Annotated in this window: 19 protein-coding genes; 6 read left to right on the plus strand and 13 right to left on the minus strand. The window is 46.5% G+C overall.

Annotation, left to right across the window (positions count from 1 at the left end; translation table 11 throughout):
- Nucleotides 1-4: 4 nt before the first annotated feature.
- From ACUN27_RS31270 to ACUN27_RS31305, 8 genes are all read right to left on the minus strand, one after another.
- A complete protein-coding gene (locus tag ACUN27_RS31270; protein ID WP_315953328.1) occupies nt 5-496 on the minus strand; it encodes an Lrp/AsnC family transcriptional regulator in 492 nt (163 codons plus the stop codon).
- 178 nt (nt 497-674) lie between these two features.
- On the minus strand, nt 675-944 hold the full coding sequence (locus tag ACUN27_RS31275) for a hypothetical protein (RefSeq protein WP_315953327.1): 270 nt from the start codon (nt 942-944) through the stop codon (nt 675-677).
- A 147-nt stretch (nt 945-1,091) separates the two neighbouring features.
- On the minus strand, nt 1,092-2,000 hold the full coding sequence (gene cysK / locus ACUN27_RS31280; protein WP_315953448.1) for a cysteine synthase A: 909 nt from the start codon (nt 1,998-2,000) through the stop codon (nt 1,092-1,094).
- Between the two features lie 80 nt (nt 2,001-2,080).
- A complete protein-coding gene (locus ACUN27_RS31285) occupies nt 2,081-3,394 on the minus strand; it encodes an MFS transporter (protein ID WP_445560205.1) in 1,314 nt (437 codons plus the stop codon).
- Between the two features lie 116 nt (nt 3,395-3,510).
- The gene (locus ACUN27_RS31290; RefSeq protein WP_445560206.1) at nt 3,511-4,011 is read right to left on the minus strand and encodes a hypothetical protein; all 501 of its coding nucleotides are present in this window, start codon (nt 4,009-4,011) and stop codon (nt 3,511-3,513) included.
- A 136-nt stretch (nt 4,012-4,147) separates the two neighbouring features.
- The gene (locus ACUN27_RS31295) at nt 4,148-4,567 is read right to left on the minus strand and encodes a DUF350 domain-containing protein (protein ID WP_127457316.1); all 420 of its coding nucleotides are present in this window, start codon (nt 4,565-4,567) and stop codon (nt 4,148-4,150) included.
- A 115-nt stretch (nt 4,568-4,682) separates the two neighbouring features.
- On the minus strand, nt 4,683-5,363 hold the full coding sequence (locus ACUN27_RS31300) for a PspA/IM30 family protein (RefSeq protein ID WP_315953324.1): 681 nt from the start codon (nt 5,361-5,363) through the stop codon (nt 4,683-4,685).
- A 138-nt stretch (nt 5,364-5,501) separates the two neighbouring features.
- Complete coding sequence (locus tag ACUN27_RS31305; RefSeq protein ID WP_445560207.1) at nt 5,502-7,862, minus strand: endonuclease MutS2; 2,361 nt, start codon at nt 7,860-7,862, stop codon at nt 5,502-5,504.
- A gap of 249 nt (nt 7,863-8,111) precedes the next feature.
- On the opposite strand from ACUN27_RS31305, the gene ACUN27_RS31310 reads away from it, so the two are divergent.
- Both ACUN27_RS31310 and ACUN27_RS31315 read left to right on the plus strand, forming a co-directional pair.
- Nucleotides 8,112-8,480, plus strand: coding sequence for a phage holin family protein (locus tag ACUN27_RS31310; protein ID WP_127457319.1), 369 nt, complete (start codon nt 8,112-8,114; stop codon nt 8,478-8,480).
- Nucleotides 8,481-8,675: 195 nt separating this feature from the next.
- Entirely contained in the window at nt 8,676-9,062 is a 387-nt protein-coding gene (locus ACUN27_RS31315) for a cupredoxin domain-containing protein (protein WP_315953322.1), read from the plus strand.
- A gap of 105 nt (nt 9,063-9,167) precedes the next feature.
- Here ACUN27_RS31315 and ACUN27_RS31320 read toward each other — a convergent pair whose 3' ends face one another.
- The 4 genes from ACUN27_RS31320 to pheS form a co-directional block, all read right to left on the minus strand.
- The gene (locus ACUN27_RS31320; protein WP_315953321.1) at nt 9,168-9,719 is read right to left on the minus strand and encodes a CvpA family protein; all 552 of its coding nucleotides are present in this window, start codon (nt 9,717-9,719) and stop codon (nt 9,168-9,170) included.
- A gap of 8 nt (nt 9,720-9,727) precedes the next feature.
- Nucleotides 9,728-11,698, minus strand: a complete 1,971-nt coding sequence (locus ACUN27_RS31325) for a hypothetical protein (RefSeq protein ID WP_445560208.1) — start codon at nt 11,696-11,698, stop codon at nt 9,728-9,730.
- 91 nt (nt 11,699-11,789) lie between these two features.
- On the minus strand, nt 11,790-14,243 hold the full coding sequence (gene pheT, locus ACUN27_RS31330) for a phenylalanine--tRNA ligase subunit beta (RefSeq protein WP_445560209.1): 2,454 nt from the start codon (nt 14,241-14,243) through the stop codon (nt 11,790-11,792).
- Nucleotides 14,244-14,268: 25 nt separating this feature from the next.
- The gene (pheS, locus tag ACUN27_RS31335) at nt 14,269-15,303 is read right to left on the minus strand and encodes a phenylalanine--tRNA ligase subunit alpha (RefSeq protein ID WP_127457323.1); all 1,035 of its coding nucleotides are present in this window, start codon (nt 15,301-15,303) and stop codon (nt 14,269-14,271) included.
- Nucleotides 15,304-15,827: 524 nt separating this feature from the next.
- On the opposite strand from pheS, the gene ACUN27_RS31340 reads away from it, so the two are divergent.
- The 4 genes from ACUN27_RS31340 to glsA all read left to right on the plus strand — a co-directional run bounded on the left by ACUN27_RS31340 (nt 15,828) and on the right by glsA (nt 19,954).
- Entirely contained in the window at nt 15,828-16,256 is a 429-nt protein-coding gene (locus ACUN27_RS31340; RefSeq protein ID WP_157319565.1) for a MarR family winged helix-turn-helix transcriptional regulator, read from the plus strand.
- Nucleotides 16,257-16,310: 54 nt separating this feature from the next.
- Entirely contained in the window at nt 16,311-17,942 is a 1,632-nt protein-coding gene (locus ACUN27_RS31345; RefSeq protein ID WP_445560684.1) for an MDR family MFS transporter, read from the plus strand.
- Between the two features lie 113 nt (nt 17,943-18,055).
- Nucleotides 18,056-18,976, plus strand: a complete 921-nt coding sequence (locus ACUN27_RS31350; protein WP_315953317.1) for an aldo/keto reductase — start codon at nt 18,056-18,058, stop codon at nt 18,974-18,976.
- 24 nt (nt 18,977-19,000) lie between these two features.
- Nucleotides 19,001-19,954, plus strand: coding sequence for a glutaminase A (glsA, locus tag ACUN27_RS31355; RefSeq protein ID WP_315953316.1), 954 nt, complete (start codon nt 19,001-19,003; stop codon nt 19,952-19,954).
- 117 nt (nt 19,955-20,071) lie between these two features.
- Here the strand turns inward: glsA and ACUN27_RS31360 are convergent, their stop codons facing one another.
- Complete coding sequence (locus ACUN27_RS31360) at nt 20,072-20,257, minus strand: hypothetical protein (protein WP_315953315.1); 186 nt, start codon at nt 20,255-20,257, stop codon at nt 20,072-20,074.
- Nucleotides 20,258-20,278: the final 21 nt, after the last annotated feature.

The following is a 20,278-nucleotide window of genomic DNA, read 5'->3' on the forward strand; positions in this document are numbered from 1 at the left end:
TTCCTTACGGAGAGACAAGCATCCGATGATCATCAGCCTGATCCTCGAAAATGATGCCGTCTTGTTTGTATTTTTTCAAGATAAAATTCGTTTTGGTTGATAGCACGCGATCAATTGGCGATAGCTTGTTAGATACAAAAGAAGCGACTTGTTTAAGCGAATTGCCTTCAACCTCGACAAGCAAATCATAAGCGCCAGACATGAGATATACAGATTTGACCTCTGGATATAAGTAGATCCGTTCCGCAATAGCGTCGAACCCGCGTCCGCGTTCAGGCGTAATTTGCACTTCAATCAGGGCGGTAACCTTTTCGTCATCTACCTTGCTCCAGTTGACAACTGTCGCGTACTTGACGATGACCTTATCCGCTTCCATCTCGCTTATCGCTCGCGCCACCTCGTCCTCCGCCGTTCCTAACATTGTGGCGATGAGTTCCGCACTCCGGCGGGCGTCTTCTTTCAGTAATTCGAGAATTTTAAGCTTCAAAGCATCCATGGTTAACCAACCTTTCTGTGATCGTATTCATTCATCCTTTAATCTTACAATGAATTGCTGTCCTAATTCAATTACTCCGCTCATCAAATTTTCAGATAATTTGTGTATAAATGAATTTTCCTGCATATGAACAACAAAAAGCCGCCTGAACCAGGCAGCTTATTATTTATACAACCAACTAGATGCCAGCTTTCAGCAATTTAGCAACGGTATGTTCAATTTCACGGTGTTCATACGTAGGCCGTACATGGATACTCGGTTCCCCATCCATACAGCCAATCCCGACAAGCGTATTTTCGTCATACACAGAAATCACATTCTGAGACTCCAGTTGATTCCAGTTCACTTGGTTCTGAGTACCGGTTGTTATGCATTCGTTTGTATATGTCTGTATAAAATCATAAAGTTGATCATTTTTGGGATGTCCATTAATATAAGCTAATTTCAAGGTAAATCCACCTCTCTGCCTTCGCTTTGTTACTTCTATAATTATACTCAATAATGAATATTTATTCAATATTTTTTCTTAATTTACAAAAAAATACGACTTCCGGACATTTTAGTCCAGCAGCCGTACTCATAACCTATCTTTTAATCAAAATAGATCCATACTTAAATATCGTTCACCGGTATCCGGCGCGATACAAAGCACCCTTTTCCCCGCTCCAAGCTTACGGGCGACCTGCAGTCCTGTCCAGACCGAGGCACCTGCGGATGGTCCTACGAGAATGCCTTCTTTACTAGCCAAGTCCTTCATCGTGCCGATGGCATCCTCATCCGTCACTTGCACAATCTGATCATAAATGTTCGTATTCAAAATAGACGGTACAAAGCCAGGGCTCGTGCCAACCAGCTTATGAGGCCCTGGGCTTCCTCCGGATAACACAGGAGATCCCTTGGGCTCCACGACATAAATCTGGATGTTCGGCAGCTTCTCACGGAGCACCTCGCCCGTTCCGGTGATGGTTCCTCCGGTGCCTGAAGTAGCAACGAAAGCATCCAGACGCCCTTCCATCTGCTCCAGAATCTCAGGGGCGGTCGTAACGCGGTGAATGCTCGGATTCGCCGGATTCTCGAATTGCTGAGGGATGTAGCTGTTCGGGATTTGATCCCTCAGCTCCTGTGCTTTGGCGATAGCTCCTGGCATCCGCAGTGCGGCAGGAGTTAGAACGACCTCTGCGCCATAAGCCTTGAGCAGGTTAATCCGTTCCTTCGACATATTATCCGGCATGATGAGAATGGCTTTGTACCCTTTGGCCGCTGCATTCATAGCGAGGCCAATGCCTGTATTGCCGCTCGTCGGTTCAATGATCGTGGCGCCCGGGCTAAGCAGTCCATTTTTCTCCGCCTGCTCGATTAAATTAAAAGCCGCCCGATCCTTTACACTGCCGCTTGGATTAAAATATTCAAGTTTGACATACAACTCTGCATCGCCAGGTTCAACCAACCGTTGAATTCGGACAGCCGGCGTATCGCCAATTAACTCTGTGATGCTGTTCACCATTTTTTTATGTGTCAAGGGTTGCCCCCTCCTCTTCCATTAACCAACACTATCCACATTTTTATCGGGAAGCCGCAAAGATGTCAAGTTTTAATTACAGATAACTGCTTTTTCATAAAATACCAGCTGAAAAGCGGAGAACTGCCGATGATTAATAAAAGCACATTAATGACAAGTGGCGCCTTGCTCCATGATATTACGCAAATAAACAGCAGCACCCCGCAGACCCTGCCAACATTTAAAGCAAGCTCACGAAGCACGATATACTCCTCTCTTTGCCTGGCGCTTTCTTCCGTAGAACCAATCAAATCAAATACGGCCGATACCATCGGTACGGAGTACATGGGAAAGAAAAGCGCTGATCCCAATCCAAAAACAAGCAAAGTGCTGTAACCCATTTTCCAGAAAAAAGGAAGAATGATCGCTACCACCATAGCTGCACCGATAAACATGCTAACCTTCCGAAACCTTGGCTTTATAAACCGACCCGCCGCCCAGAAGCTAACTAAAGAAACCGCTGACGTAATCAACACAAAGTTCCCCAGACTCGCTTCACTTGATGTGGAAATATAAACAAGCAGAGCGATCATGAAACCGAAGACGCCTTCTCTAACCCCCTGAAAGACCAATGCCAAACTGACGCGCTTCCAAGGCGTTTCCGCTTTCCTAAGGCTTCGAATAGGAAACATCCATTCGTAGGTACCTTGCACTTTTCTCTTTTTCAAAAAAAAGCTAATCACTACGCCCAGCAGAAAGATGCCGAGCGAAATTGAAAAGATTAATCGATAACCCTTGATATCGCCCAAACTCACAATCAATAAGCCTGAAATCCATGGCGCAATGATGCCCGCTCCAGCCCCAAGCAACCCGACCGAACCGTTAAACCGATCCCGATTGTCAGGGTCCGTTACTTCGAAATAAACAACGTTAAAAGCAACCCAGAACAACCCTGCTGAAATTCCTTGCACGATGCCCAGCCACACAAAATATTGAAAGCTGTTCGCTCCCAACCACAGAACCAGCATATAAAATACGGCCGAAATAGCTACGCCGATGCGCAAGCAGTTCATTTTATTGTGTTCCTTCACCCATTTCCCTGCTAACCAGAAGGTGATCGCCATCGTCAAATGAGTTGCTAACGTGAACCAGCCAATTAAAGCGTAGTCATTTTTGGCTTTCCACAAGTAGACCCCAACAAAAGTTCCTGACAGTGCGTTTGCGCTCCCAAATAACGTATGAACGATAAGCAGGAGAATCGCTTGTGCATCCAATCGCCCTTTTTTGGCCGAGTTGTTAGGCTGAGCAGGTTGTTGATCGCGTTCTTCGAAATAATTGCCCTTCTGTCGTTCTTTGCCTTTACCTAGATGCATTCGCTGCATACTCTGATCCTTGTGCATAATTCCTCACCTTTCCCCGCGGATACGAAATAGTTCTAGTTAAGCTTCCCCATTCGGGTGAAAATATGAGGTTTTCCATATAAAAAAACCGAATCCATGAGGACTCGGTTTCCTTTTTACTCCAATTTAATGCGTTCAACCATCAATAGTCGATCTGTATCGGACAACACTTTTTCAACTTTAAAACAGGACGGACATACATACACATTCATCGTGAACGGCGCCGTCAGGAACGCACTGCCCAGCGTTTTTGGAATGGTTGGTGTGAAGGAAGTCTCGTTTACAATTTCATTCCCGGCCAGCAGAAGCAGTTCATGACAGTTCGAGCATTCCGGCGCTTCTTCCTGCTCATCTGTGATGTGCTGTACCTTTTCTCCATATTTATCAAGCGGTTCATCCGAGTCATCCCATGCCAGAGACAAATCCTCATCCGCATCAGGAAACTCCTGATCTTGAAAACGGAGCGGTTGACCCGTTAATTTCACTTTCAAATCAATACTGCGATAATCATTCAACTCGTTAAAACAATGCGGACATTCATCCTCCGGTCCAATCTCAGGATCCCAAACGATCTCTGTTTGGCACCAAGGACAAACCACTTCTTCATTCGCACTCATGACGTAATCCTCCATCTATTGCATTCAAGCAAATTTCATTAAATAATAAATCCCTGCCGCCATAAACACAAATGCAATAGCAAACAAGGTGCCCCACAGGTATTTCATGTTCAAGCCTCCAAGACTATGTATGATTCTAGGTTACGCATGCGCCTACTACGTAAGATAGGGAGACAGATAGCGTCAAAGACAAGAACCCTACAGCGCGGTTATCTTTTTTGATTTCTTCATCAATTTTAAAATAAGGCGTTAAAAACTCAAAAATGAAGTAGGCTGCTAGCAACAGCAAGAATCCGTAGCCTGCCCAAATGAGAGAGTGAATCATCGTGTCATTATTCAAAATGGAAAACCGGAACAAGTTGCAAATCCCAAAAATTTTCCCGCCTGTCGCCATTGCCACAGAGAGATTGCCCTTTTTGATCTCTGCCCAGTCATCATACTTCGTGACCATTTCGAAAATTGTTAAAAATACCACAAGCGCGATGACAGCTACTGCAAAAAATGCAAGCGTCGATAAATACGGATTACTCAGCAACACATCCACCTCTTCATTCATTTCGTCTCCTGCCTTCCTTCCACGTAGAGAGTTTAAACGTTGATTTAAAAATCCCTATATACGGTAGAAGAGACTGAGTTTGGCTCAGTCTCTCGCAGGTACTATTAGTATATCATTAAGATTGTTTTTTTTCAGCAAGCTTTGCTTTCATAGCGGCCAATTCATCATCGATGCCGCTTTTGCTGGAGCCAAGTCCTTCTAGCTCATCATCCAAGCTGCGGTTTTTAGCACGAATCTCGCCGCTTGCTTGCGCTTCAGCTTCCATTTGGAGGACTTTCTCGCTCATGCGGTCAAAGCCTTTGGCTGCGTTGTCTGTACCGAATCCGGACATCGCTTGATTGATTTGTTTTTGCGCTTTTGCTGTTTCAGCACGGGCAATCAACAAATCTTTCTTGTTTTTCATTTTGTTGAACTCGTCTTTCATTTCCGTCAACTGGCCGCGAAGCTGATCCGCATTTGTTTTGGCAAGATCATATTGGCGTTTCAACTCATCGAAGCGAACTTGCTGCTCTTTCTTGTCTTCAAGCGCACGGCGGGCCAAATCTTCATTGCCGGCTTCAAGAGCTCTCATCGCTTGCTCAGTACGTTTGGTAACCATTTCTTCCGCTTCTTCGAATTGAAGCTTGAATTTCTTCTCGATCGCGATTTGCTTAGCTACTGCGGATTCCGCTTCTAGAATGTCTTCTTCCATGTCACGCAAAAACTGATTTAACATTTTGACTGGGTCTTCTGCTTTGTCCAGCAAATCATTGATCGAAGCCATAGTCATATCACGTAATCTTTTAAAAATACCCATTTTGAATTCCTCCTAAGGTTAATCCTTATTTATTTTATAATTGGTATTGCGTTTTGTTTTCTAATCACCGGTGCTTACACACATTAAATACGCAATCCCAAAGAATGAGTTTCAAAAAGTTGAAAATATTTTTAAAAGTTATTTCAATTCCACAACGGTCACTCCGGCTCCGCCTTCATTGTAGTTCCCCATACGGTAACTTTTCACGTGTTTGTGGCGGCGCAGATACTCCTGCATGCCTGTGCGCAGCACGCCTGTTCCTTTGCCGTGAATCAGATATACTTGCCCCAGATTGCCAAGGAACGATTCATCCAGGAAGCGATCTGCCTCAATTAACGCTTCCTCCATGTTCAGCCCTCGCATATCCAATTCCATACGAATGCTGTCATCCCTTGTTCGTTTGACGGTGGTCGCCACCTGATGAGCCGGCTTCTTCTGAGCCGTACTGCCGATTTTCTCAAGGTTGGCTATCTCCACCTTCATTTTCATAATCCCCAGCTGCACGGTTGCTTCCGTAGCGCTAACGATTTCGACCACGTGACCCTTCTGACCCAGGCTCACGACACGCACTTCATCGCCGGCCTCGATTCTCTCAGGCCGCTTCTTTGCTGCGCGAACTTGCTTCTCGCGCAGTTCAGGCGCCGCCTGATCGAGGCGGCGCTTCGCTTCAACCAGCCGGTGGTCTTTGACCCCACCGGCTTCTTCTTGCGCCATGCGCCGCAGGTCGGCGATCACTTCGTCCGCCTCGCGGCGTGCCTTGGCGACAGCTTCACGCGCGTCGCGTTCGGCTTTCTCGAGCAGCTTGTCGCGCTGCTCGTCGAACTTCTGCTGCTGCGCCTCTAGTGTGCGGCGCATCTCTTCCGCCTCGCGCCGCAGCCTCTCGGCGCTCTCACGCTCCGCTTCCGCGATTAAGCGGTTCTCTTCGAGTGACGCGATCATCGACTCTACGCGTTTCTCCTCTTCGCCGACCTGGGTGCGCGCATGCTCAATAATTCGGCGCGACAAGCCCAACCGTTCCGCAATCGCAAACGCGTTGCTTCGCCCTGGAACCCCTACAAGCAAACGATAAGTTGGACTTAATGTTTGGATATCAAATTCCATGCTCGCGTTTATCGTGCCTCGCGTTTGGTACGCGTAAGCCTTAAGCTCCGAGTAGTGGGTCGTTGCAATAATTCGGCAGCCTATTTGGTGAATATAATCAAGAATCGAGATGGCCAGCGCAGAGCCTTCGGCAGGATCCGTACCTGCTCCAAGCTCATCCAGCAGCACTAAGCTCTTAGGCGTCATATCCCGTAATATGCTGATGATATTTGTCATATGACTCGAAAAAGTACTTAGATTCTGTTCGATGCTCTGTTCATCCCCAATATCGGCATAAATCGCATCGAATACACATAATTGACTGCCTTCTTCCGCAGGTACAAACAAACCGGACATCGCCATCAAACTTAATAAACCTACCGTTTTGAGAGAGACTGTTTTTCCCCCTGTATTCGGTCCGGTCACAATAATTTGCGTAAAATCATTCCCTAACTCCAAATCAAGCGGAACAACGATATCCGCCGCGATAAGCGGATGACGCCCGCGCTTGATCTTGATAAAGCCGCGGTCATTCAACCTTGGCATCGTCGCTTTAAGTTCTCTGGCCAGACCCGCTTTGGCAAACGTAAAGTCAAGCTCAGCCAACTGATCTACATCATAAACAAGGACATCAACTTGTTCAGCCACAAGAGCAGTTAAGGCGCGCAAAATTTTCTCAATTTCCGCTTCTTCCTTGAATTTAAGCTCGCGAATCTTATTATTCAGCTGAACAATAGCGTCAGGTTCAATGTATAGAGTCGCTCCCGAAGCCGATTGATCATGTACCATCCCGCCGAAGTTAGAACGATATTCGGATTTGACCGGAATCACGTAACGATCGTTTCGGATCGTGATCAAGACATCCTGAAGCATCTTTTGTATCGATGAATTGCGGAGCATTTGCTCTAAACGTTCGCGCACTCTGCTCTCGCCCGTACGCAGCTCACTGCGCACACGACCTAATTCAATGCTTGCGCTATCGACAACAACGGCATTCTCATCAATACAGCTATTAATCTTATCTTCCAATGATTTATTCTCAGTAAGCAATTCAACCTGCCCCTTGAGCATCGGAATCGAATACTCCTCGTGGACAGCCAGTATAAATCGTTTCAACCTGCGGGTACCAAACATCGTCGTCGATATATCCAGCAATTCGGCCGAATTCAGCATCCCGCCAATTCTGGCACGGTGCAAGGAGGAACGAATATCCCGTATCCCGCCGAACGGCGCGTTACCCTTCAGACGTTCTACATTTACCGCTTCATCGGTTGCTTGCAGCCGCAGCTTAACGAGTTCAAAATCCCCGATCGGTTCAAGATGCTGGACAGCGTCCTTCCCGAGAGAGGTAGCCGCGTGATGAGCTAGTTTATGTAAAATTTTCGCATATTCCAATGTTTTAATAATTTTCTGATTCAACTGTCCCAACCTCATTTCTATCCTATATTATAAACCATTTTGCGTATGATTAGCTACGGAGACAATTGTTATATGGAAGATGCTGCCTGCCATAATCTGTTCAAAAGTTGGATACACTAATTTGTGCACCTATTCCTTCTGCCAAGGAATCGAAGTACATGTCAAACACACCAAGCAAAATTCAACAAAAACATCTTTTCTAGCCATGAGCGCACGGTTGTCTCATCGTAGAAAAAAGGAGGTTCTTGAATGCATCTTCTAGGACATCTGGTCAGGTTTATTGTATCTGCTTTGGTATTAATGTTTGTAAGTTGGTTAGTGCCAGGATTTCAAGTCGGCGGATTCTGGAGCGCGTTTTTCCTTGCATTGGTCATTGCCATTGCCGCATGGATCATTGAAGGGATTTTTGGCAAACAAATCACTCCTTTTGGCAGAGGAATTGTAGGCTTTCTGGTGAGCGCTCTGGTCATCTGGGCCGCCCAGTTCGTCGTAAGCAATGTTTCAACGAGCATCATAGGTGCGATTTTAGCCGCTTTAGTCATTGGGATCATCGACTTGTTCATTCCTGTGAAAACCCCCTTCGAACAAGGGATCACAGGAAGAGAAGATCGTCGATAACTGTATCAGTTTGTAGTCCTGATAGCCATGATAAAGCCCCAAAAAGATCGGTCTGCTGCGTACCAATCGCCGGGCCGATCTTTTCCTTTTACGCAAACCCATCCGAACGCTTTCACTAGTTTGTCACTGTTTTTTCTAAATCGGTGATGTACAATTGAAAGGAAAACAAATACATTTTGTCGTTGGAGGGTATTTATGAAAAAACTACTCGTTCTTTTAATGGGAGTTGCTATAGTTATCGCAATCACTGCTTGTGGAAGTAAAGCGTCCAAGCCGGCAGAAACGACTTCTCCTGCTGCAGCAACACAAGCGGCTGGTGGTCAGAACGTAACTCTGAAAGCAACGAACTTCAAATTTGATCAGACGGAATATCGCGTAAAAAAAGGCGAGCCTGTAACGATTACGCTTGATAACTCACAAGGTATTCACGGCGCGTCGATCAAAGAATTCAACGTTAAACTTGATAACAGCAACAAAACTTTTACTTTTACACCGGATAAAACGGGTTCATTTCCTATTACATGCTCCATCATGTGCGGAAGCGGCCACGCCAATATGAAAACAACATTAATTGTTGAATGACTACATGTTAAAAGCTTTATCGCGGCAAACGCGGTAAGGCTTTTTTGTTGTTTCGGAAATAATAAAAAGCCGCCTTTTTCTATAAAAAATAGAAATCGGCAGCTTTCATATGGGGATCCCCTGTTTCCAGAGCTCTTGCAGTTTACCGGCGATATTGGGTAATTCATTAATCAGATAAGGAGCTACGGCTGAGCTCGAAAGCAACTTTTGAAGTCCATCCGATGGAATGATCGTGATCACATTTACGGCGATAATGACAATTAAAAGTGCTTCAGCTAAGCCCAGCAACGCCCCGCTCCAACGATTAATGACATTCAATCCCGGCGTTTTAGCTAAAATATTTAATGCTCTTCCGATGAAGACCAATGCGAATTTCACACCAAAAAACAAGATGGCAAAGGCGATTGCATTCGAGATATAGGTATCCAGATTGAGGCCTTTCACGATAAATTCGTATTTCTGATAACTTTGATACGTAGGCAGTGAGATTGCATTTCGAAGCACCGGTGCAAAATCCTTGTAAAAATAAAAGGCTACTAAATAAGCGAGCACAAACCCGGAGATGGATACAATTTGAGCAATGAACCCTCTAAAGTAACCAATCAACAATCCCAAAGCAACTATAGCCAATAAGAAATAATCCAGTTTGTTCAGCATCTCAAGGATTACCTGGCCGGGCTGTCTGTTTCAGCTAATTCAATCCATTCATTATACTCATTTTGAAGTTTAGCGTACTCCTCGCGCAGTTCACTGTATTCTTTTTTAATCTGCTGTAATTCCTGTTGCAAGGCATCGTCATTTAAACTCTGGTTCAGCAATACTTCTTTGTCACTGTTGTATTGTTCTTGAATGCGTTCTTTTTCTTCTTCCAAATAGGTGTTCAACAACGTTCTTTCTTGCTGTTGCTGCTGAATGATCGTCTTAATTTGAGCCTGGTAATGCTGAATAATGGTAGATTTCTGGCCTTCATACTGTTGTACGATGTTTGTTTGTTGGTTTTGGAAATCTGCTACAAAGTCAGCTTTTTCTTGCAAATATTGTTGAACAAGCGCTTCTTTTTCTTGCTCAAATTTTTGCTCTACTTTCGTAGTCTGACTTTTCTCTTCTTCCAACTCTTGCTGCAACTCTAATTTCTCGTGCTGGATCTGCTGCAATTGCTGCTTCAGCTGCTCTTGTTGCTGCTTGCCTTGTTCGATTTGCTGTTTGGCTAGCAAGTACTGTTGGTTCTCTTGTTCAAGCTGTTGTTTGATTTGCTCTTGAATAAGTGTGACTTTTTCGTTCTGCCGACTGACTTGTTGTAATTGTTGTTCCAATTGCTTTTGAATTTGTTTATTTTGATCCAGTTGTTGTTGCATTTCTAATTGCTGCTGTTTGGCTTGCTGCAATTGATGTTTCAGCTGCTCTTGTTGTTCTTTCCCTTGTTCGATCTGCTGTTTGGCTTGGAAGTGCTGCTGCTTCTCTTGTTCAAGCTGTTGTTTGAGTTGCTCCTGAATACTTGTGACTTCCTCATGCTGTTGGCCAGCTTGTTGTAATTGTTGTTCCATTTGTTCTTGTATTTGTTTAGTTTGTTCGAACTGCTGTTGTAGATCTAAGTACCGCTGCTTTTCCTGTTCAAGCAGCTGCTGTGCTTCCGTAACCTGTTTTTTCTCTTGTTCCAGTTGTTGTTTAAGTTGTTGCGTGTTTTGCTCGCTAAGCTGCTTGGCTTTAACTTGCTCCTCTTTAACTTGCTGCAACTGCTGGATTAGCTGTTCTTGTTCTTGCTCTTGTTCTTGTTTGCCTTGTTCAAGCTGCTTGACGACTTGCAAATGCTGCTGTTTCTCCTGTTCAAGCAGCTGCTGATCTTGCATTCGTTGTTTTTTCTCCTGATCCAGCTGCTGTTTGATTTGTTCGTGAATCTGTTTAGCTTGATCCTGTTCCTTTTTAACCTGCTGCAATTGCTGTCTCAGCTGCTCCTGCTGCTGTTTACCTTGTTCAATTTGCTTTTTCGCTTGTTGATGCTGCTGTTTTTCCTGATCAAGCAGCAGTCGCGTTTGGGCAGCTTGCTTTTTTTCTTGTTCGAGCTGTTGTTTGACTTGTTCATGTACCTGCTTAGCCTGGTCTTGCTGTTGTTTGGCTTGGTCTTGCTGTTGCTTCGTTTGCTCTTGCTGCTGCTTCATTTGCTCTTGCTGTTGCTTCACTTGCTCTTGCTGCTGCAGCAATTGCTGCTTGACTAGCTCCTGCTCTTGTTTGCTCTTCTGCACTTCCTGCTGGAGCTGCTCTTTTTGTGCTTGAGCTTGGTCTAATTTCCCTTTTTGTTCATTCAGGAACGTTTGCTGTTTATCATAATCATGCTTCAATTGATTGTATGTAACATTCACTTTCTCAAAGGCCGCTTTGGTCGCCTCTTGCTCTTTCTGCGCCGCGCTCAACTCTTCCATAATTTCATTCATTCGGAAGCATTCATCGGCCATGTTCACAGCGGCGAGCACGGCAATTCTTTGTGAATCTAACCGCGGATAGCCCTTGGCGATGCGAAACATTTGATCATTTACATACTCCGCCACACGCTTCATGTAATTCGTGCTTGTATCTGCTTTTAACTTGTATTGATTTCCATATATGTCAACGGTTATTTTCGTTTTATCTTCTGCAGTCATATTATTTCCCCCTTAGATGAAAAGGCTGGCCTTATCGAGGTTAATTTCGATAAGACCAGCCTGTTTTCCTGCAACTTATGAGAAACTTGCTCTATTTTCTTAACTCTGCCTCATATTGCTGTTCAAGGGTTTGAACCACTTTGGCATGGAGCTCCGTTACTTCTTCGTCCAACAGGGTTCTTTCCGCATGACGGTACACGAGAGCGATCGCTACGCTCTTACGATTTGCACCAAGGCGCTCTCCTGTGTAGATATCAAAAACCTGGATAGATTCAAGCAAATCGCCGGCAACTTCGGCAATGGACTGCTCCATGAGACCGACCGGTACGCTTGCATTGACAACGACTGCAAGATCGCGTCCAACGGACGGATAACGCGGCAGCAATTTATACACAATAGCATCGCCAGCAGCTTCCAGAATAGGAGACAGTTCGACCTCAAGCACATACGTGTCATCCAGATCACGCTGTTGTTGAACGGTTGGGTGCAGTTGACCCACTCGGCCAATTACTTTCGAACCTACGGAAGTAGCAAGCAAAAGCTCTGCTGTACGCCCTGGATGGAAACCATCCGGGGAAGCCGATGTGTAAGTAAGACCTTTGACACCCAAGTAGCTGATCAGGCGGTCAAAGATTCCTTTGATATCATAGAAATCAACGGCCTCGGACTTCTGCGCCCAATGCGCCCCGCGGCGTTTGCCTGTCATAGCAATAGAAAGCAGAAGCTTCTCTTGCGGCAGCGCAGTAAGTGCTGACTCATCAGTAATGAATGCTTTGCCGATTTCGAAAATAGCCACATCATCCATCGTACGGTTCCGGTTGTAGCTCACGACTTCCAGCAAATGCGGAAGCAAGCTGGTACGCAATTGGCTGCGATCCTCGCTCATTGGCATTGCGAGGGAGATCGGTTTAGCTGCTGGATATAGACCCGGCAGCGAAACGGTTTGATCAGGGTGCGTGAAGGAATACGTGATGACTTCATGCAGCCCGCTTTGTGTCAGGAGATTCCGCGCGATGCGGCGAATCGACTGCTCTTTGGACAAGGAGCCTGGCGTCGTCACGCCGGTCATCAAGGTCGTCGGGATGTTATCGTAGCCGAAGAGGCGTGCCACTTCTTCGATCAAATCAACATCCCGTGTGATGTCTCCGCGGCGGCTCGGCACGTGCACGAGCAGCTTGCCTTCTCCCGCCGGCTCGAACGTGAAGTGCAGGCGCTCGATGATTTGGCCCATCTCGTCAAGCGAAAGCGCCGTCCCGAGATAGTTGTTCACGCGGTCAGCAGCTAGCTCGATGCTGACGGGCTTGTGCGAGCCGGCGATAGCTTGGGCGATGCCGTCCGCGACTTTGCCGCCTGCATACTCAGCAATCAATGCAGCCGCGCGGTTCAATGCCGGAAGCACCGCTTCCGGGTTCACTTCTTTCTCGAAGCGAAGGCTCGCTTCAGAGCGAAGGCCTAGTTGACGCGATGTGCGGCGCACAGAGGAGCCTGCGAATTTTGCGGATTCCAGCAAAATGCGAGTCGTATCATTCGTCACTTCGGAATTCGCGCCGCCCATAACACCGGCGATCGCTACAGGCTTCGTGCCGTCCGTGACAAGCAGCATGTGCGGCTCCAGGGTACGCTCAACATCGTCGAGCGTAACAAGCTTCTCGCCAGCCTCAGCAAGGCGTACGTCGATGTGGCCGTTGTTCAGCTGTTCTGCATCAAAAGCATGCAGCGGCTGACCATACTCCAACATCACGAAATTCGTGATGTCGACGATGTTATTGATAGGACGGATACCTGCCGCCATCAAACGGTTTTGCATCCACAGCGGAGAAGTGCCTACGCGCACGCCTTCGATCAGGCGCGCTGCGTAGTGAGAGCACTGCTCGGTCGCTGTGATCTTCACGCTGATACGGTCAGCGGCTTTCACACCGGCTGATCCAGCCTGTTGCAGCGCCGCTTCCGCATCCGGCAGTTTAACGCTGCGGCCAAGGATCGCTGCGATCTCATAAGCAGCTCCGAGCATGCTTAAGCAGTCGGAACGATTCGGAGTCAGATCAAGCTCCAGCACTTTATCATTGATCGCCAGAACATCAAGAACAGAGCTTCCGACTTCCGTTTCCTGCGGTAGCACCAGAATACCTTCCTGAATTTCTTTCGGCAGCAGTTTATCATTCAAGCCAAGCTCTTTGGCAGAGCAAATCATACCTTGGGATTCAACGCCGCGCAGTTTGGCCCGTTTGATTTGCAAGCCTCCCGGTAGAACAGCTCCAATCATAGCGACAGGCACTTTTTGACCCGCATCGATATTTTTGGCTCCACAGACGATTTGCAAATCTTCGCCTTGACCGGCATCAATGATACACACGCTTAATTTATCCGCATCCGGATGCTTCTCACGGGATTTCACATACCCGACAACTACGTTCGTTACGCCTTTATTTCGATCCTCTACGATATCCACTTCGATACCGCTTCGGGTTAATTTTTCCGCTAATTCCTCAGCTGTGAAACCTGATACATCTACATATTCCGATAACCATTGGTATGAAACATTCATGCTTAACCCCTCCTTTTCCTAGTGCTTACAAATGTAAGAATTGTTTTAAGAAACGCAGATCATTCGTGTAGAAATGACGGATATCTTCGATTCCGTATTTCAGCATGGCAATACGCTCAACGCCCATACCGAAAGCAAACCCTGTATACTCCTTCGGATCGTAGCCGCCCATCTCAAGAACGCGCGGATGCACCATACCCGCTCCGAGAATTTCTAACCAACCTGTTTGTTTACAAGTCCGGCAGCCAACGCCTCCACACATCGCACAGCTCACATCAACCTCGACACTTGGCTCTGTGAAAGGGAAGAAGCTAGGACGTAAACGGATTCTCGTTTCTTTGCCGTACATTTCTTGCACGAATTGCAGCAAGGTACCCTTCAAATCGCTCATCCGAACGTTGCGGTCGATCACCAGACCTTCGATTTGCGTAAACATATGGGAATGTGTCGCATCGTCGTCGTCGCGGCGGTATACTTTACCCGGGCAAATGATTTTGATCGGAACTTCACCTTTACGTTTCTCCATCGTTCTCACTTGAACAGGGGAAGTTTGTGTACGCATCAGGATTTCTTCTGTAATGTAGAAGGAGTCCTGCATGTCGCGCGCCGGGTGGTCTTTGGGCAGATTCAGCGCTTCGAAATTGTAATAGTCCTGCTCAACCTCCGGGCCTTCGGCAACGGTATAACCCATTCCAATGAAAATATCTTCAATTTCTTGAATCACTTTACTTAATGGGTGTACGGCGCCTTGCTCAGACGGACGGCCCGGCAGTGTAACGTCGATCATTTCAGCACGAAGTCTGTTTTCCGTTTCCTGCTGCTGATACGCCGCTTGCTTCTCTTCGATCACCGATTCAATCGCAGCGCGAACATCGTTCGCCACTTGCCCGATGATCGGTCTCTCTTCTGCGCTTAGCGCCCCCATTCCGCGAAGAACCTCGGTTAATGGACCTTTTTTACCCAAATATTTAATACGTAAATCGTTCAGCTCCTGCTGGCTTTGTACGCCGCTTAGCTCTTGCAGTGCTTCCTGCTTCAAAGCTTCTAACCGCTCTTTCATTGCAATCCCTCCTGAATTAGGCCCCTGAATCAACCAAAATGAAAACACAAAAAAGACTTTCCGCTCCCTCGCAAGGGACGAAAAGCCGTGGTACCACCCTAATTAGATACATTTCCCGCCCAATAGGCCAAAAAACGATCTCACTTCATTCCAGATAACGGACGATGTGTCCGGTTCCCTCTACTTAGAAGAAAGCCAATAAAGCTTAGCTCGGTTCAAAGGACTGCTCGGGAGCGAACTTCTGCAGCCTGATTCTCGGGGTCAGCTCTCAATCAACGACTTACCCTCCCTGTCAAGAAGCACTGCGTACTCTTCTCCGTCAAAGCATTTTACGTATATGTACCAGTAATTATATGCAAGATAGTGCTCATATGCAAGTATACGCCCTTCACATTTCGCATTTTCCCAGTTGACTCGGAAAGTAAATAAGCGTATATTTTATTTAAACAGTTTAAACATTAATTTATATAAATATTTTATTGTTTAATCATTTGATCATGCAATTAACCGGAAGGAGCGTTTCAATGGAAGATGACTTGATGGCTTATACCAATCGTTTTCGGACAACGTTTGAAGCAGCCCATCGAAAAATTAACAGCGCCGTATTCGCTGAATTGAAATCAGAGTTAACGGGGCCTCAGTTATTTATGCTGTTCATGATCGCCAAGGAGGGAACTCCCAAACAAACCGTTCTCGCTGAGAAAATGGGGGTCAAACCAAGTGCGATTACCGTAATGATCGATCGTCTTGTCCAAAGCGGACATGTCATACGCAAGCATCATGAATCGGATCGGCGCATTGTTCTCGTAGAAAACACAGAGCTTGGCCAAGAGGTTCTTACCACAGCTCAAAACGTTCAAAAAGAAGTAATCGCCCGAGGCTTATCTAAGCTCCCGCCTGAAGAACTCAGGGTCCTCGTAAGTGCTTTTGAAAAGCTAACCACCTATTATTGAAATCTATTATGATTAAAAAAGGAGTGAACTGTATTGGAAACTATACAAAAAACAATTTCTGACGACAACCTTTCCGAATCAGCGGCTCCTGTACTAAAAAATCGCGGCCTCCTGCTCACAGGACTTATTATTGCCATGCTTTTCGGTGCCCTCGACGGTACGATTGTCGGAACCGCCATGCCTCGTATCGTTGGTGAATTAGGCGGTCTTGGCTTAATGGCTTGGCTTACAACAGCTTATATGCTGACTTCAACCGTTGTTGTTCCTATCGCTGGTAAATTGGCTGACTTAATGGGCCGCCGCGTTATTTATGTGACAGGTCTTATCATTTTTATCGGAGCTTCCGCGTTATGTGGGATGTCCCAGAACATCACGGAACTCATCCTGTTCCGCGGCTTGCAAGGTCTGGGCGGTGGTATCATGATGCCGATGGCGATGATTATTATCGGGGATCTATTTACCGGTAAACAGCGTGCCAAATGGCAAGGTGTTTTCGGTGCGATTTTCGGTCTTTCTTCCGTTGTCGGTCCGCAAATCGGCGGTTGGATCGTTGATGCTTTAGATTGGCGCTGGGTATTCTATATCAATCTTCCCGTTGGTATCCTGGCTGTTATCTTAATCGCAATTGCACTGCCTAAGCATAAAGCCATCGGTAAAGTGAAATTCGATATTCCGGGGATTGCCACCATGATTATCGGTGTTGTTTCCCTGCTGCTAGCATTGACATTCGGCGGTAAAGATTATGCTTGGTTATCTTGGCAAATCATTGGTCTGTTTGCCTTAGCGATTGTATCGTTAGTGTCCTTCGTCATTATTGAAAGCAAAGCGCAAGAGCCAATTCTTCCCGTTCGTTTATTTAAAAACAGAACTTTTACAACCATTAACGGTGTAGGTTTCCTTATGGCTATCGGTATGTTCGGTGCTATTATGTTCGTACCTCTCTTCATGCAAGGCATTGTCGGGATCAGCGCTTCTGCGTCCGGTACGGTGATGATGCCTCTGATGCTGACGATGATTGCGGCCAGCGTAGTTTCCGGTCAATTTATTCATAAAATCGGTGTACGCAAGCAACTGTTAGCTGGGATGATCATCATGGCCGTAGGCTTCTATTTCCTAAGCACGATGGGCATAGACACAACCAAACTGATAGCTTCTGCCTATATGCTGATCTTAGGTCTTGGCATGGGGCTTGTGATGCCGATTCTAACTCTTGCTTTGCAAGAAAGCTTCCCGAAATCTGAGCTTGGTGTGGTTACGTCTTCCAGCCAATTCTTCCGTCAAATCGGCGGTACGTTCGGTATGACCATTCTAGGTGCCATCATGAACCACAAATCATCGGTTTTGCTCGATCAGGACTTAACGCCTGTTGTTAAGCAGCTGCCTGCAGAAGCGAGCCAATTATCCAATCAAATGACAGATATGATTCACTCCAATCCGCAGGGCTTGTATTCGTCTCTCTTAAGTCCTGAAACGTTGGCGAAAATGCCGAAAGAATTTGTAGAGCACATGCTGCCTATTTTAAAAAATGCCCTTGTCTCCTCTCTTCATCAAGTATTCATAATCGGGCTAGTATTCGTATTGCTGGGGGCAGTTCTTACCCTCTTTATCGGCAACATTAAAGTTGGCCCTAAATCGAAAAAGACAAGTCCAAAAGCTGAAAAAGACCTTTCCGCTGAACTTGCTTAATGTATCCATCAGGCTCCCTCCTTCTTCGGAAGGTTGGGGGCTTTTTATCTTTTGACAACCTTGCATCAATAGCGTTTAATGAGGTTGGATACTATAAAAGGAGAGTGATTACCATGAAATATCGCAGACTTGGGAAAACAGACTTAAAAGTTTCTATCGTTGGTGTTGGAACCTGGCAATTCGGAGGAGAATGGGGACTTACGTACACGCAAGCAGAAGCAGATGCTATCTTGGATCAAGCCGCTGATCTTGGCATTAACCTAATAGATACCGCGGAATGCTATGGGGATCATCTTTCCGAATCGTTTATCGGCAATTATTTATCCAGACGCAATCGTGAGAATTGGGTTGTAGCCACGAAATTTGGTCACCATTTCCATGATCTATTTACGCGAACCGACGAATTCAACTCGGAAAGTGTCATCAAACAGTTGGATGCTTCGCTTAAGGCTTTGCAAACGGATTACATAGATTTATACCAATTTCACTCGGGACCGGACAGTGTATTCGACAACGATGACTTATGGACAACCTTAGATAAACAAGTGCAGGCAGGGAAGATCAGACATTTGGGAACTTCCATCGGCAGCAATGCTAACATCCATCAGACCGAAGCCTCTACGAAGGTAAATTCCAAAGCGATTCAAGTGGTCTACAATCGTCTAGATCGAGCGCCGGAAGAGCTTGTTTTCCCTTCCTGTGTGAATCAGGATCTTGGCGTACTGGCACGCGTGCCTTTGGCAAGCGGCTATCTAAGCGGCAAGTACAAGCCTGGTGCGGTGTTTGGCAACAACGATGTCCGTCATCGCCATGATGCGGAGAACGTCAGACAAAAGCTGGAGGAAGTGCAGCGCATTCAAAAAGAAGAAGTCCCGGAAGGCATGGATATGGCCAAATGGGCGCTCGCATGGTGCTTGAAGCATGATGCTGTAACAAGCGTCATTCCAGGCTGCAAAAATCCTGAGCAAGTTATTGCAAACGCAAGTGCAACGGATCTTATCAGCGACAACCACCCACAAGCATGGAAAGCTTAAGCAATAGGAAGGACTAACTTCTAGATGAACTTGGACGAGCATACAACAACTTGGAAGCAGCTTAATGACCATTTGGCGTCATGGGTTACAGCTAGCAAAGTCCATACCGAAGATGGCCATGTTGCTTCCTACATTCCTGAACTAGCGAATGCTCCAGCTGATATCTTGGGGATCTGCATCATGGATGCAGAAGGGAATACCGTTGCAGCCGGTGATACCGACTATCATTTTACGCTGCAAAGCATCTCCAAAGTATTCACCCTTATTCTGGCTCTCATGGATAACGGCGAAGAGTATGTGTTCTCCAAGGTCGGCATGGAGCCGACAGGAGACGATTTCAACTCGATGCTGAAGCTCGAGCTGGTAGAGCCCGGTATCCCTTTTAACCCGCTTATCAATGCCGGAGCTATCGCTATCTCGTCCTTAATTGCAGGGGACACGCCACCTGAACAAACGCAGCGAATTCTGCAGTTTTTCCGGGAACTTGCGGACAATCCGGCGCTGGACATTAATCAGGATGTATTCAAATCGGAATCAGACACGGCCCACCGAAATCGTTCGCTTGCTTACTTCCTGAAAGATAACGGCGTTCTGGACCGCGAGGTTGACGATGTCCTGCAGGTCTATTTCAGCCACTGTTCCATCCAAGTGAACTGCACGGATTTGGCGAGAATGGCTTTAGTTCTCGCCCATAACGGCGTCGATCCGATTCGCAACCAGCGCCTGATTCCGCGGCGGTTCGTACAAATCGCGAAGACGTTCATGTTTACCTGCGGGATGTATAATGCTTCAGGCGAGTTCGCCATGAACGTAGGGCTTCCCGCTAAGAGCGGTGTGTCCGGCAGTATTCTAACGATGGTGCCCGGACGATACGGCATCGGTCTTGTCAGCCCTGCCCTCAACCGCAAAGGCAACAGCACCGCTGGCGTTCATCTCCTGGGGAAGCTTTCGCAGGAGTTTGACTGGAGCTTGTTTTAAGAGGCTGCGCGGATATGACTCCGCAAAAAAAGAAGCTCTCCCAGAAGCCATCAAATGATGGAGGGAGAGCTTCTTTCTTTTTAACTTATGGGACAGCTACTTCGTATATAAAGCAAGCTATTGAATGGCTCGTTTAATTCGCTGCAACACTTCAATCAGTTCATCAATCTCATTTTCATTCAGGCGAACCGTCACATAGTTAGGTGATATTCCGCCATCGTTGATCTCCAGCAAGGCCACCTCATCCTTGTCATCCAATTTAACAGACAATTGTTCTCTTTCGAGCATGTTAATCCAAGCCATGACGGCACCTACTTTCGGTCA

This window comes from Paenibacillus sp. WC2504 (assembly GCF_052682475.1).